Source organism: Microbacterium sp. (assembly GCF_036277215.1).
Classification (GTDB): domain Bacteria; phylum Actinomycetota; class Actinomycetes; order Actinomycetales; family Microbacteriaceae; genus Microbacterium.
This window is the reverse complement of sequence record NZ_DASUNI010000191.1, coordinates 1-13031: the sequence shown is the minus strand read 5'-3', so window position 1 is coordinate 13031 and position 13031 is coordinate 1. Positions and strand designations below refer to the sequence as shown.

15 protein-coding genes are annotated in these 13031 nt (G+C 69.9%); 14 read left to right on the top strand and 1 reads right to left on the bottom strand.

Features of this window, described 5'->3' with window-relative positions:
• The 10 genes from ftsH to lysS all read left to right on the top strand — a co-directional run.
• Nucleotides 1–1312 (top strand): ATP-dependent zinc metalloprotease FtsH (gene ftsH / locus VFX99_RS09895; RefSeq protein ID WP_329666128.1); only part of this gene is annotated, 1312 nt, incomplete at its 5' end.
• 9 nt (nt 1313–1321) lie between these two features.
• Nucleotides 1322–1912 (top strand): GTP cyclohydrolase I, encoded by a 591-nt coding sequence (gene folE, locus VFX99_RS09890; RefSeq protein WP_329666127.1) that lies wholly within the window; start codon nt 1322–1324, stop codon nt 1910–1912.
• Nucleotides 1909–2745: a dihydropteroate synthase gene (gene folP, locus VFX99_RS09885; RefSeq protein WP_329666126.1), complete on the top strand. Its 837-nt coding sequence runs from the start codon at nt 1909–1911 to the stop codon at nt 2743–2745. Before folE ends, folP begins: the two co-directional genes overlap by 4 nt.
• Nucleotides 2718–3116, top strand: coding sequence for a dihydroneopterin aldolase (folB, locus tag VFX99_RS09880; RefSeq protein WP_329666125.1), 399 nt, complete (start codon nt 2718–2720; stop codon nt 3114–3116). The genes folP and folB overlap by 28 nt, the downstream gene beginning before the upstream one ends.
• On the top strand, nt 3113–3646 hold the full coding sequence (folK, locus tag VFX99_RS09875; RefSeq protein ID WP_329666124.1) for a 2-amino-4-hydroxy-6-hydroxymethyldihydropteridine diphosphokinase: 534 nt from the start codon (nt 3113–3115) through the stop codon (nt 3644–3646). The genes folB and folK overlap by 4 nt, the downstream gene beginning before the upstream one ends.
• Nucleotides 3643–4125: a DUF3180 domain-containing protein gene (locus tag VFX99_RS09870; protein WP_329666123.1), complete on the top strand. Its 483-nt coding sequence runs from the start codon at nt 3643–3645 to the stop codon at nt 4123–4125. Before folK ends, VFX99_RS09870 begins: the two co-directional genes overlap by 4 nt.
• A gap of 115 nt (nt 4126–4240) precedes the next feature.
• Nucleotides 4241–4768, top strand: coding sequence for a PH domain-containing protein (locus tag VFX99_RS09865; RefSeq protein WP_329666122.1), 528 nt, complete (start codon nt 4241–4243; stop codon nt 4766–4768).
• 2 nt (nt 4769–4770) lie between these two features.
• On the top strand, nt 4771–6483 hold the full coding sequence (locus tag VFX99_RS09860; RefSeq protein ID WP_329666121.1) for a PH domain-containing protein: 1713 nt from the start codon (nt 4771–4773) through the stop codon (nt 6481–6483).
• On the top strand, nt 6480–7193 hold the full coding sequence (locus VFX99_RS09855) for a Rossmann-like and DUF2520 domain-containing protein (protein ID WP_329666120.1): 714 nt from the start codon (nt 6480–6482) through the stop codon (nt 7191–7193). Before VFX99_RS09860 ends, VFX99_RS09855 begins: the two co-directional genes overlap by 4 nt.
• 85 nt (nt 7194–7278) lie before the next feature.
• The gene (gene lysS / locus VFX99_RS09850) at nt 7279–8826 is read left to right on the top strand and encodes a lysine--tRNA ligase (RefSeq protein WP_329666119.1); all 1548 of its coding nucleotides are present in this window, start codon (nt 7279–7281) and stop codon (nt 8824–8826) included.
• Between the two features lie 42 nt (nt 8827–8868).
• On the opposite strand, the gene VFX99_RS09845 is transcribed toward lysS, so the two are convergent.
• Nucleotides 8869–10056: a DUF4192 family protein gene (locus VFX99_RS09845; RefSeq protein ID WP_329666118.1), complete on the bottom strand. Its 1188-nt coding sequence runs from the start codon at nt 10054–10056 to the stop codon at nt 8869–8871.
• A 111-nt stretch (nt 10057–10167) separates the two neighbouring features.
• Here VFX99_RS09845 and VFX99_RS09840 point away from each other — a divergent pair, with 111 nt between their 5' ends.
• The 4 genes from VFX99_RS09840 to VFX99_RS09825 all read left to right on the top strand — a co-directional run.
• Nucleotides 10168–10356, top strand: a complete 189-nt coding sequence (locus tag VFX99_RS09840) for a hypothetical protein (RefSeq protein ID WP_329666117.1) — start codon at nt 10168–10170, stop codon at nt 10354–10356.
• A gap of 43 nt (nt 10357–10399) precedes the next feature.
• Nucleotides 10400–11866 (top strand): cardiolipin synthase, encoded by a 1467-nt coding sequence (gene cls, locus VFX99_RS09835; protein WP_329666116.1) that lies wholly within the window; start codon nt 10400–10402, stop codon nt 11864–11866.
• Between the two features lie 107 nt (nt 11867–11973).
• Nucleotides 11974–12702, top strand: a complete 729-nt coding sequence (locus VFX99_RS09830) for a hypothetical protein (protein ID WP_329666115.1) — start codon at nt 11974–11976, stop codon at nt 12700–12702.
• Between the two features lie 192 nt (nt 12703–12894).
• Nucleotides 12895–13031 (top strand): Clp protease N-terminal domain-containing protein (locus VFX99_RS09825; RefSeq protein WP_329666129.1); only part of this gene is annotated, 137 nt, incomplete at its 3' end.

The window sequence follows — 13031 nt, the reverse complement described above, 5'->3', positions numbered from 1 at the left end:
CTTCGTCGAGATGTTCGTCGGCGTCGGCGCCAGCCGCGTGCGCGACCTCTTCAACCAGGCCAAGGAGAGCTCGCCGGCGATCATCTTCATCGACGAGATCGACGCCGTCGGCCGCCACCGCGGCGCCGGCATGGGCGGCGGCCACGACGAGCGCGAGCAGACGCTCAACCAGATGCTCGTCGAGATGGACGGCTTCGACCCGAAGGTCAATGTCATCGTCATCGCGGCGACGAACCGCCCCGACATCCTGGACCCCGCACTGCTGCGCCCCGGCCGCTTCGACCGGCAGATCGGCGTGGACGCACCGGACCTGAAGGGCCGCAAGCGGATCCTCGAGGTGCACGGTCGCGGTAAGCCGCTCGCCGAGGGCGTCGACCTCGAGGTCGTCGCGCGCAAGACCCCCGGCTTCACGGGTGCCGACCTGGCCAACGTGCTGAACGAGGCTGCGCTGCTGACCGCGCGCTCGAACGCCCAGCTCATCGACAACCGCGCGCTCGACGAGGCGATCGACCGCGTCATCGCGGGTCCGCAGCGCCGCACACGGGTCATGCGCGACAAGGAGAAGCTCATCACCGCCTACCACGAGGGCGGCCACGCCCTCGCAGCCGCGGCGATGAACAACACCGACCCGGTCACCAAGGTCACGATCCTCCCGCGCGGCAAGGCACTCGGCTACACGATGGTGCTCCCGCTCGACGACAAGTACTCCGTCACCCGCAACGAGCTGCAGGACCAGCTCACGTACGCGATGGGCGGCCGTGTCGCGGAGGAGATCGTGTTCCACGACCCCACCACCGGTGCCTCCAACGACATCGAGAAGGCGACCGGCATCGCCCGCAAGATGGTCACCGAGTACGGCATGACCAACGACGTCGGACCCGTCAAGCTCGGCTCCGCGAGCGGCGAGGTGTTCCTGGGTCGCGACATGGGCCACGGCCGCGAGTTCAGCGAGAAGCTCGCCGAGCGCATCGACGTCCAGGTGCGCGAGCTGATCGAGCAGGCGCACAACGAGGCGTACCAGGTCATCAACGACAACCGCGATGTGCTCGACCGGCTCGCTCTCGAGCTGCTCGAGAAGGAGACGCTCGACCACATCGAGCTCGCCGAGATCTTCAAGGACGTCAAGCGCCTGCCGCCGCGCCCGCAGTGGCTCTCCAGCAACGAGCGCCCGGTGTCGTTCCAGCCGCCCGTGGAGGTGCCGCGCCGCGTTCAGCCTGAGGGCATCGCCGCGTCCGTCGAGGCCGAGCAGGGCGCCGCGGAGAAGGCTCCGAAGCGCCGTCCGACCGGTCAGGCGCGACCCGCGACCGCGTAGGCTCGGCCCGTGGCCGTGGATCGTGAGCGCGTCGCCGTGCTCGTGCGCGAGCTCCTGGCGGCGATCGGAGAGGATCCGGATCGCCCCGGGCTGCGTCTGACTCCGGGGCGCGTCGCCGACGCGTACGGCGAGTTCTTCGCCGGCGTGGGGGCGGATGCCGGGGCCCCGCTCGCCCACACCATCTCGGTGACGAGAGGGCCGGCGCCCGAGACGACCCCCTCCGGAGCGGTGATGCTCCGCGACATCCGATTCCGGTCGGTGTGCGAGCATCACCTGCTGCCGTTCCGCGGGCACGCCCACATCGCCTATCTCCCCGGCGAGCAGGTCGTGGGCCTCGGAGCCCTTCCGAAGGTCGTCGACATCCTCGCTTCGCGGCCGCAGGTGCAGGAGCGGCTCGGGGAGCAGATCGCCGACACGATCGCCGCGGCGCTCGACACCCGCGGAGTTCTCGTGGTGCTGCACGCGACGCACGAGTGCGTCACGATGCGCGGCGAACGACAGCCCGATGCCTCGACCGTCACGATCGCCGCACGCGGCGAGCTCTCCGAGCCGGCTGCCCGGGCGGAGTTGATCGCGCTGCTGGGAGCGCCGCGCGGATGACGGCGCTCATCATGGGGATCGTCAACGTGACCCCCGACTCCTTCAGCGACGGCGGCCGCTACGTCGACCCCGACACCGCGATCGCCCACGGCCTGTGGCTGCGCTCCGAGGGCGCCCAGCTCCTCGACGTGGGCGGAGAGTCCACGCGGCCGGGGGCCGAGCGCGTGGCGCCCCGGGTCGAGCAGGAGCGGGTGCTCCCGGTCGTGCGCGCACTCGCCGAGGCCGGCGTGGCCGTCAGCATCGACACGATGAACGCGTCGACCGCGATCGCCGCCGTCGATGCCGGGGCGCGGATCGTGAACGACGTGTCGGGCGGTCTCGCCGATCCCGAGCTCCTGGCGGCGGTCGCGACGACCACGGCCGATCTGGTCCTGGGCCACTGGCGCGGTCCGTCCGCCGACATGTACGCCCGCGCCGAGTACGACGATGTCGTCCACGACGTGATGCGCGAACTCGAGGAGCGGGTGGAGGCGGCGGCGATCGCCGGCATCCCTCCGGGTCGGCTCATCATCGATCCGGGCATCGGGTTCGGCAAGAAGGGGGCTCAGAACTGGGGCGTGCTGCGCGCGCTGCCGCGCATCGTCGGCCTCGGCCATCGCGTGCTCGTCGGAACCAGCCGCAAGCGGTTCCTCGCCGAGGCGCTCAGCGCCGACGACGACACCGTGACCGAGGCGCGTCGCGACGTCGCTACAGCCGTGACCAGCGTGCTGGCCGCCCAGGCCGGCGTGTGGGCGGTGCGCGTGCACGACGTCGTCGCGACCAGGGACGCGCTTCGCGTCTATTCCGGCTGGGAGGAGGGGACGCGATGGACTTCGCCGACGAGATCACGCTGACCGGCCTGCGGGTCTTCGGCCGGCACGGCGTGTACGAGGTCGAGCGCCGTGAGGGCCAGTACTTCGTCGTGGACGCGACCCTGTACGTCAGCACGGCGGCCGCAGCCGCGAGCGACGACGTGGCGGACACCGTGCACTACGGCGACGTCGCCGAGCGGATCGCGGCCATCGTCGCGGGAGAGCCGGTCAATCTGCTCGAGGCGCTCGCCGAGCGCATCGCGGACGAGCTGCTCGAGAACGACGGCGTGCGGATGGTCGCCGTGACCGTGCACAAGCCCGACGCGCCGATCGCCCTGCCGTTCGCCGATGTGGCCGTCACCATCCGCCGAACCCGGTCCGACGCGCAGCTCGGCTGGGAGCCGCGTCCGTGAACCGCCGCCTCGCCCAGGGATTCGACGCTGAGCTCACTCCTGCCGACCGAGCTCCCGTACGTGCCGTGATCGCGCTCGGCGCCAACCTCGGCGATCGCTCGGCGACTCTCGAGGCGGCCGTCGAGGAGCTGCGACGGCTGCCCCTGGTCGACGAGGTGCTCGCCTCCACGCCGGTCGAGTCGATCGCGGTCAAGCCCGATGGGCCGGATGCCGAGGCACCGGCGTATCTGAACGCGGTCGTTGTGCTCACCACACGCCTGGCGCCGTCGGTGCTGCTCGCGTTCCTGCAGGCGATCGAGAAGCGCTACGGCCGGGAGCGCCGCGAACGGTGGGGGGACCGGACGCTGGACCTCGACCTGATCGCCTACGGCACGGTGGTCAGCAACGACGCGGTGCTCACCCTGCCCCACCCCCGCGCCGCTGAGCGCGACTTCGTCCTGGTGCCCTGGCTGTCGATCGATGCCGACGCCGAGCTGCCCGGCCAGGGCAGGGTGGACGCCCTCCTGGAGCGCCTGCGGGATCCGTCATGAAGCGGACGGGTGCCGGCATCCTCCTGATCACCGCCGCGATCGGGATCGCCGCCGGGTTCCTGCTGGACCAGGCGCTCACCTCCGCCGGGCGCGCGACGTTCAACCCCACCATCACGCTGCCGATCTTCCTGGCCCTGCTCGGAGCGATCGTGGTGGCACTCGCCCTGCCGATCCGGCGAGCGACGCGGGGAACGAATCGTGCGCCGGTCAACCCGTTCTGGGCGCTGCGCATCGCGATGCTCGCGAAGGCGTCGAGCATCGTCGGGGCCGCGGTGGCCGGTTTCGGCGGGGGCCTGGCCCTGTTCCTGCTGACCCGTCCGGTGTCGCCGTCGGTAGGCTCGTTGGGGGCCGTTCTGGCGACCGCGCTGTGCGGCGCGCTGCTCGTGGCTGCGGGGCTGTACGCCGAGCACCTCTGCACGATCCGGAAGGACGATGATGACGAACAGCCCGGGGGCGAAGACGCCGGACGAGTCGTTTGAGGGGGTTCCACCCCGAACCGCCGGCTCGCTGACCGACGCCCTCGCGAGCACTGAGGCAGCTGTGGGGTCCCCGCCCCCGGCGCCCTCCGCCCCGGAGGCGCCGGTCCCATCCGACGTGCTCGATCGGGACACGTACGAGTCCATTCGAGAACCGCGCTCCGCATCGCGACTGCCGCTCGGCGACGGGACGTGGCACCAGCTCGCCCGCCAGTACGTCTGGGTGCAGCTCATCTCGACCGGCATCGTGGTCCTGATCGTCCTGGCCGCGGTGCTCGTGGTCACACTCGTGTGGGGACAGTGGTGGGCGTGGATTCCGGGCGGGATCTTCCTCGCCATCCTTGCGTGGACCCTCGCGATCACCCCTCGCCAGGCGCGCGCGTACGGATATCAGCTGCGGCGCGACGACCTGGTCTTCCGGCGCGGCATCCTGTGGCAGCGCGTCGTGGCGGTCCCCTACGGCCGGATGCAGCTGATCGACATCACGCACGGCCCGCTCGACCGCGGCTTCGGCATCGCGCAGCTCAAGCTGGTCACCGCGGCGGCATCCACCGGGGTCGTCATCCCCGGGCTCAAGCAGGAGGCTGCCGAGCGGCTGCGCGACACCCTCGTCGACGTCGCCGAGACGCGAAGGACGGGCTTGTAGGCGTGGTCATCCAGCCCCCGCAGTCGGCGGGCGCTCCCGAGCCGGGCGCATCCGCACCGCTGCCCGACCCCGCGGCACCGTCGCTCAGCGACGGCGAGTGGCACCGGCTGCATCCGCTGACGCCCCTGTTCCGCGGCGGGCTGTTCCTCGTCGTCATCGCGGGCATCATCATCGCGAACCTGCGCGACCGGCTCGTCTTCATCTTCCTGCCGTGGCTCGACGACGACATCGACCCCGACGACATCCGCGACTTCCAGGGCCGCGATCCCATCGACTTCATCGTCGCGAACAACCTGTACCTCGTCGCGGCGCTCGCGCTCCTCGGCATCCTGGTGGTGCTGATCGGCCTGTTCTACCTCTCCTGGCGCTTCCACACATTCCGGATCACCGGGGACGATGTCGAGGTGCGCAGCGGTGTGCTGTTCCGCACGCACCGGCGTGCGCCGCTGGACCGCGTACAGGGCGTGAACCTCACGCGCCCGATGTTCGCGCGACTGGTGGGTCTGGCCAAGCTCGAGGTGGTCGGTGCGGGGCTGGACTCCAACGTCAAGCTCGAGTACCTGTCCACCCCGAACGCCGAGGCGGTGCGCGCCGACATCCTCCGCCTCGCATCGGGAAGGCGACTCGCCGAAGCGCGCGCCGCCGGCGCAGCGCACCCGGGCTCGCGCGTCTCGGCGGCGGCATCCGTGGTCAGCGCGGGCATCACCGGGATCATCGAGGGAGCCGAAGAGCCGGTCAGCGAACCCGAGTCGGTCGTCAACATCCCGGTCGGCCGCCTGATCGCATCGCGCCTGCTCAGCAGCTCGACGCTCTGGCTTGTGGTGATCATCGCCGCCATCATCGTCGGGTCGATCGCGGGAACACCGTGGGTGCTGTTCACGCTCGTGCCGGCGCTCATCGGCTTCGGTGCGTACTGGGTGCGCACGATCACGCGGTCGCTCCGCTACTCCATTGCCCCTACTCCGAGTGGAGTGCGGATCACGTTCGGGCTGTTCACGACGATCACCGAGATCCTCCCTCCCGGGCGGGTGCACGCGGTCGAGGTCGACCAATCCATCCTGTGGCGTCCGTTCGGATGGTGGGGGATCACGGTGAACCGACTTTCCGGCCGGGGCCTCGCGGACGGCGCGAACGATCAGTTCACGACCGTGCTGCCCGTCGGCACCCGGGATGACGTCGAGCGCGTGCTCCGGCTGCTGCTGCCCGACCTGCCCGCAAGCGAGTGGCCGCTGGTGTTCGAGCACGGCGTCCTCGGACCGAAGTCCGACGATCCGTATACCAACACCCCGCGGCGCGCCCGGCTGCTGCGGGCGCTCTCGTGGAAGCGCAACGGATTCCTGCTCCTGCCGGATGCCCTGCTGATGCGCCGCGGAGTCGTCTGGCGCAAGCTGGCGGTCTTCCCGCTCGCTCGGCTCCAGAGCATCGGGCTCGAGCAGGGGCCGGTCGATCGCGCCCTGAGCGTCGCGAGCGTCCGCGCCCACACCATCTCCGGTCGCGTCTACGGCCGGCTGGGCGTTTTGGATCGGGATGCCGCGCTGGGGCTGTTCGAGGATGCCGAAGCGGCGGCGCTGGCGGCGGCATCCCACGACCGCAGTCATCGGTGGGCGGGCGACTCGGCGGCGGAGTCGGCGACGGTGGGCTCCGCGGATGGCGCAGCGCCTGCGCTGATCGGTCCTGAATCCGTCGACCGACCGGCGTCGGGGGATCAGCGATGAGGCGCGACGGCAGGCTCGGCATCGGGATCATCGGGGCCGGGCGTGTCGGGCCCGTCATCGGTGCCGCGCTCGGCGGCGCCGGACACGCGATCCTCGGGATCACGCGCGGATCCGACCAGGAGCGGGTCGAGGCGATCCTCCCGGGAGTGCCGGTGCTCGATCCGCTGGAGGTCATCCGACGCAGCGAACTCGTGGTCCTCGCGGTGCCCCACGATGAGCTTCCCGGGCTGGTGTCCGGACTCGCTGACCTGGGCGCGTGGCAGCCGGGTCAGCTCGTGCTGCACACCGACCCCGGGTTCGGCACCGACGTTCTGGCGCCCGCGGTCGCCCAGGGCGCCATTCCGCTGGCGGTGCACCCGGCGGTCGCGTTCACGGGCACCTCGATGGATCTGCGCCAGCTCACGCACGCGTACGCCGCGGTGACCGCGCCGGCGCCGGTCCTGCCCATCGCGCAGGCGCTCGCCGTCGAGCTCGGGTGCGAGCCGGTCGTGGTCGCCGAGGAGTCGCGCGCCGCGTACGCCGAGGCCCTGGAGACGGCGACGGAGTTCTCACGCTCGATCGTGCGCCAGTCCACCGACCTGCTCGGTCGGGCGGGAGTGCCCAACCCCGGGAGGTACCTGTCGGCGCTCATTCACTCGACCGTCGACCACGCGCTGTCGGATGCAGGTTCACCGGCTGGAGACGATCCCGCGGCTTCCCTCGACGGGTGATCGCAGCGCCCGGCGGGGTCCGCGACCAGGGGCACGCGAGGCCCCGCGGATAGACTTGGGCCCGACTTCCGAGGAGCCCCGATAGATGAGCAATACCACCGCGCCCGCCGACGGACCCGAGCCGAGCGAGGAGGACGCCGACGCCGCGGCGCTCGCCGAGGTCTTCGAGCAGAAGGCCGTCCGGCTCGCCAAGCGCGAGCGGCTCATCGCGGAACGATCGGATGCCGCGGGCGGCGCGTACCCGGTCGCGGTCCCGATCACCGACACCATCCCGGCGCTGCGCGAGCGATTCGGTGCCCTCGAAGCGGGCGCCGAGACGGGTGTGACCGCGGCGGTCGCCGGTCGCGTGGTGTTCAGTCGCAACACCGGCAAGCTGTGCTTCGCGACGCTGCAGGCAGGGGACGGCAGCCGTATCCAGGCGATGGTCTCGCTCGCCGTGGTGGGCGAGGCGTCGCTGCAGCAGTGGAAGGAGCTCGTCGACCTCGGCGATCACGTGTTCGTGCGCGGTGAGGTCATCTCCAGCCGGCGCGGCGAGCTGTCGATCATGGTGTCGGACTGGCAGGTCGCCGCGAAGGCCATCCTGCCTCTGCCGAACATGTACGGCGAGCTCTCGGAGGAGAGCCGCGTGCGCAGCCGCTACCTCGACCTGATCGTCCGCGACCAGGCCCGCGAGACCGTCCGTGCGCGTGCGCGGGTCAATGCATCGCTGCGCCGGACGTTCGCCGACCGCGGCTACATCGAGGTCGAGACTCCGATGCTGCAGGTGCAGCACGGCGGCGCGTCCGCGCGTCCGTTCACGACGCACTCCAACGCGTTCGACACGGAGCTCTACCTTCGCATCGCGCCGGAACTCTTCCTCAAGCGCGCCGTCGTCGGTGGACTCGAGCGGGTGTTCGAGATCAACCGCAACTTCCGCAACGAGGGCGCCGACTCCACGCACAGTCCCGAGTTCGCGATGCTCGAGTCCTACGAGGCGTACACGGACTATCACGGCATCGCAGACCTCACGCAGGATCTGGTACAGAATGCCGCCGTCGCGGTCGCCGGTTCGACGACGGTGACGTGGGCCGACGGCACCGAGTACGACTTGGGCGGGCAGTGGGATCGCATCTCGATGTACGACTCGCTGTCCGCAGCATCCGGTGTGTCGATCACCGCCGAGACGTCCCTCGACGACCTGCGCGCCATCGCCGCGAAGGTGGAGGTGGAGGAACCGCCGCTCGCCACGCACGGCAAGCTGGTCGAGGAGCTGTGGGAGCACTTCGTGAAGCCGGGCCTCACGCGCCCGACCTTCGTAATGGACTTCCCGCTCGACACCAGCCCTCTCGTCCGTGAGCACCGGTCCATCCGGGGTGTCGTCGAGAAGTGGGACCTTTACGTGCGAGGTTTCGAGCTCGCGACCGGCTACTCCGAACTGGTCGACCCGGTCATCCAGCGCGAGCGGTTCACCGAGCAGGCCAAGCTCGTCGCCCGGGGCGATGTCGAGGCCATGCGCGTCGACGAGGAATTCCTGCGTGCGTTGGAGCACGGGATGCCGCCCTCGGGCGGACTCGGGATGGGCATCGATCGGCTGCTCATGGCCATCACCGGGCTCGGCATCCGCGAGACAATCCTCTTCCCGCTGGTGAAATGATCTCGCCACGACCCCTGCTCGATCGCGTGCGGTAGTTCCGCGCTACGCCCGGAACGCCCAGTCCGGCAGGTGACCCGCCGACACGAACGACCGGACGATCTCGGCGAGGCCGTGCTCGGGCTCGATCTCGCACGCGAGCATCGCGTAGCGCTCCGCGTGCGTCGATCGCCCGAGCGCCCAGGCGAGCCATGCGCAGGTCGCGAGCGGGCCGGAGCGGACGGCACGCGGTGCCCCCGCCGCGATGTGTCGGGAGAGGGTGAGCGCGGCTTCCAGCCGGTCGGGATCCGGCCGCTCGCCCTCCCCCCACATCTGCATGGCGAGGTGCGCCGGATACTCTTCGCCGGACTCCCATCGCAGCTGCGCGTCGAGTGCCTCGTCGCCGGCAGACATGCCGCCGCACCACTGCACCAGGGCGACATCGCGCAAGGCGGGCCGCGCCAGGCACCAGGTGAGAGTTGCCGCATCGAAGGGCGCGAGCGTCGCGGCATCCCACGACAGCGCCCCTTCGAACAGCGTCGGAAGATCGTCCAGCGTGCACACCGCCGCGAGAGCCTGGGGGTTCACCCGGCGACCGGTGAATTCGTCGCCGGAAGCCGCGGCATCCGATGCCCGGTCGATCGAGGTGACCGTGCCGGAGCGCGCCTCGCCGGCCGCCTCCGTGCCGCACAGCAGACGCACGGCGCCGTCGAGTTCGACCAAGGCGCGGGCGGTCCGTTCCTTCTCGGCGAGATCGACTTCGGGGAGCTCTGACCCCGAGCCCTGGTCGCCCGCCGCGACCGAGAGGTGTTCGGCGCCGCGTGGCTCGTCGCCGAGTTCGTCAAGCGGCCGCCCCGCCTCGGGGCACGCAGGATCGAAGGAGGAGCCCCATCCGTCCGGTGCGACGCACAGCGCGTCGGTCAACCGGATGCCGCACGCCTCCGCGCGACGCTCCAGGGCGGCGATGAGGTCGCGGTGAGGCATGCCGCCGGGGCCGAAAGCGGCGTCCGTGTAGGCGACCGCGGCGACGGCGTCGGCATCGGGCAGTCGGCACACCATGCCGATCAGTGTCGCCGCGACGCGGTCGGTCTCGTCACTTTCGGACGCGCTGGGGAGATCGAAGCGCATCGCGCCGATGCTCCGCGACCCGGCGAAGGGGATGAGCACGACGCTTCGCGTCGGCCGGTACCCGAGCATCTTCGGAACGAGGGACAGGAACTGCGCCGCGTTGGCGGCCTTGACGATCGTGGTCATGAGTCGACCCTGATCGAGCCGGGGCGGGCGGAACGAGCGGGCCGAAAGCATGTGCATCGGACCTCGAGATGCCGGGGCTGTTGAGGAACGGGCGGACGGTATCCTGGGGGGATGGACAGCTACTGGACCGCGGTGTTCTGGTCGCTGCTGCCCACCGTCGTGGTCAGCGGGCTGTTCTTCTTCATCCTGCGGAGCATCCTGCGCGCAGACCGCACTGAGCGCCGCGTCTACGCACGCATCGAGGCGGAGGAGCGCGCGAAGCGCGGACTCCCGCCCGCTCCTGCCGCGTCCGAACGCTGACCGGAGTTCCCACTACGCTGGATCTGTCCAGCGGGGAGGCCAGTTGATCAGCATCACGTTCGACGCGACGTGGTGGTTGCTCCTCGTCTTTCTCGCCGACCTCGCGATCCGCATCGCGGCGATCATCGTGGTGCCGCGCAACCGGCGGCCCACCGCGGCGATGGCCTGGCTGCTGGCGATCTACTTCATCCCTCTGATCGGGGTTTTTCTCTTCCTGCTGATCGGCAACCCGCGCCTGCCGCGCAAACGCCGGCGCATGCAGGAGCAGATCAACACCTACATCCACGACACCAGTGCGTCGCTCGACTTCGGCACGCTGCGCCCGCACGCCCCGGACTGGTTCACCTCGCTGGTCACGCTCAATCGCAACCTCGGGGCCATGCCACTGGCGGGCGACAATGCGGCGCACCTCATCTCCGACTATCAGCAGAGCCTCGACGAGATGGCCGATGCCATCCGCGCGGCGACCCGCTACGTCCACATCGAGTTCTACATCCTCCAGACGGACGCTGCCACGGACAACCTGTTCCGCGCCCTCGAAGAGGTCGCAGCTCGCGGTCTTGCGGTGCGGGTCCTGATGGACCACTGGGCGAATCGCGGCAAGCCGTATTACAAGAAGACCCTGAAGAGACTGGACGCCATGGGGGCGCAGTGGCGCCTGATGCTCCCGGTTCAGCCGTTCAAGGGCAAGTACCAGCGCCCCGATCTGCGCAACCACCGCAAGCTGCTCGTCATCGACGGGCGCGTGGCGTTCATGGGCTCGCAGAACGTCACCGACTCGACGTACAACCTCAAGAAGAACATCAAGCGCGGTCTGCACTGGGTCGACCTCATGGTGCGGCTCGAGGGGCCGGTCGTGGCATCTGTCAACGCGGTCTTCCTGTCGGACTGGTACAGCGAGACCGACGAGATCCTCACCGACGAGATCGACCTTTTCAGCGTCACGTCGGGACCCGGTGATCTCGACTGCCAGATCATCCCGTCCGGCCCTGGATTCGAATTCGAGAACAATCTGCGGCTCTTCCTCGGGCTGATCTACTTCGCGCAGCGCAAGGTGATCATCGTCAGTCCGTACTTCGTGCCCGACGAGGCGCTGCTGCTCGCGATCACGACCGCATGCCACCGTGGACTGCACGTCGAGCTGTTCGTCTCGGAGGAAGGCGACCAGGCGATCGTCTACCACGCGCAGCGCAGCTACTACGAAGTGCTTCTGCGGGCCGGTGTGAAGATCTGGATGTACCGGAAGCCCTACATCCTGCACAGCAAGTCGATGACGATCGACGACGGCTTCGGCATCATCGGCTCCAGCAACATGGACATGCGCTCATTCGGTCTGAACATGGAGATCTCGATGCTCGTGCGCGGCGAGCAGTTCGTCACCGAGATGCGCGACGTCGAGGCCAGCTACCGGGCGCTGAGCCGGCAGCTGACCCTCGAGGAGTGGGAGAAGCAGCCCCTGCGCTCCACGGTGCTCGACAACCTGGCCAGGCTGACTTCGGCTCTTCAGTAGTCGTGCATGCCGGCGCATACGCCCGTCCCCAGCCGTGACCTACCCGTGACCGCTCCGTGACCCAATTCCCTGGCGAAGCCCAGACGGCATTTGCGAGGATCGGTGGCATGGTCCTCGCACGCCGCATCCTCGCCCTGCCCATCGCCCTCGTGCTCGCGGGCGTAGCGCTCGCAGGATGCGCCACCCCCGTCGCGGGCGATCCGTCCTCGAGCCCCACGGCGGGCGACGACGGCACCGAGGCCGAGGTGGATGCCGCTTGGCTCGACGACGGACGCATCATCGGCCTGGTCACCACTGGCAGCTCGACCTGTATCCCCGCCGCCGACGAGGCGATGCTCGACGACGACGGCACGCTCGCCGTGACCCTCGTCGAGCCGGAGGCCGACACTCCGTGCACGTCTGACCTGGTGCCGCGCGTCACGCTCGTCGAGGTCCCTGAGGGCGTCGATCCCGCCGAGAACCTGCCGATCACGGTCACCGGTGACGGCTACGAGGCCAGCACGGAGCTCGCGGGCGTCGCGGGGCTCACCGGCGGCGGCATGACCGATTACCTGCCGAGCGCGGGGTGGACCGAGACCGCGGGCCAGTTCGTGCTCCTCACGTGGGGCTCGTCCTCGTGCGCTCCGGTGATCGCCGAGGTCGCGGTATCCGGACCTGCGGAAGTGACCGTCACCTTCCAGGCGCCCCCGGCCGATCAGGTGTGCACGATGGACATGGCACCGCGCGCGACCGTCGCCGTCGTCGAGGGCCTCGAGGCCAAGACCGACGTCGAACTGGTCCTGACCGGCAGCCCCGAGTTCGCCGACGTGCGCGTGCCGATCTACGGCGAGAACTAGGCGCCTTCACTCCTGCGGTTTCGCCCGTCGCGCAGTGCGCGCCGTGTCGGCGTGTCCTGACGGGCGGGCAACCCGGCGGATGCCGCGGCGCTATGCCCATGGCGAACACCGCCATATCGGCATCCGGCCGTCGTTACCCTCGATGTAAGGCGCTTGACTGCGCCTGTTGGCCCAGTGCCGGAGGAATGGATGATGTTCGAGAGATTCACGGATCGTGCCCGACGTGTGGTCGTCCTCGCCCAAGAAGAGGCGAAGATGCTCAACCACAACTACATCGGCACCGAGCACATCCTGCTCGGGCTCATCCACGAGGGTGAAGGTGTCGCCGC

What these genes read in the sequence shown, in the direction of transcription:
- folP (WP_329666126.1), top strand. Translation starts at nt 1,909, where the DNA reads ATGACGGCGCTCATCATGGGGATCGTCAACGTGACCCCCGACTCCTTC.
- VFX99_RS09830 (WP_329666115.1), top strand. Translation starts at nt 11,974, where the DNA reads ATGGTCCTCGCACGCCGCATCCTCGCCCTGCCCATCGCCCTCGTGCTC.
- VFX99_RS09855 (WP_329666120.1), top strand. Translation starts at nt 6,480, where the DNA reads ATGAGGCGCGACGGCAGGCTCGGCATCGGGATCATCGGGGCCGGGCGT.
- VFX99_RS09845 (WP_329666118.1), bottom strand. Translation starts at nt 10,056, where the DNA reads ATGACCACGATCGTCAAGGCCGCCAACGCGGCGCAGTTCCTGTCCCTC.
- lysS (WP_329666119.1), top strand. Translation starts at nt 7,279, where the DNA reads ATGAGCAATACCACCGCGCCCGCCGACGGACCCGAGCCGAGCGAGGAG.
- VFX99_RS09840 (WP_329666117.1), top strand. Translation starts at nt 10,168, where the DNA reads ATGGACAGCTACTGGACCGCGGTGTTCTGGTCGCTGCTGCCCACCGTC.
- VFX99_RS09870 (WP_329666123.1), top strand. Translation starts at nt 3,643, where the DNA reads ATGAAGCGGACGGGTGCCGGCATCCTCCTGATCACCGCCGCGATCGGG.
- folB (WP_329666125.1), top strand. Translation starts at nt 2,718, where the DNA reads ATGGACTTCGCCGACGAGATCACGCTGACCGGCCTGCGGGTCTTCGGC.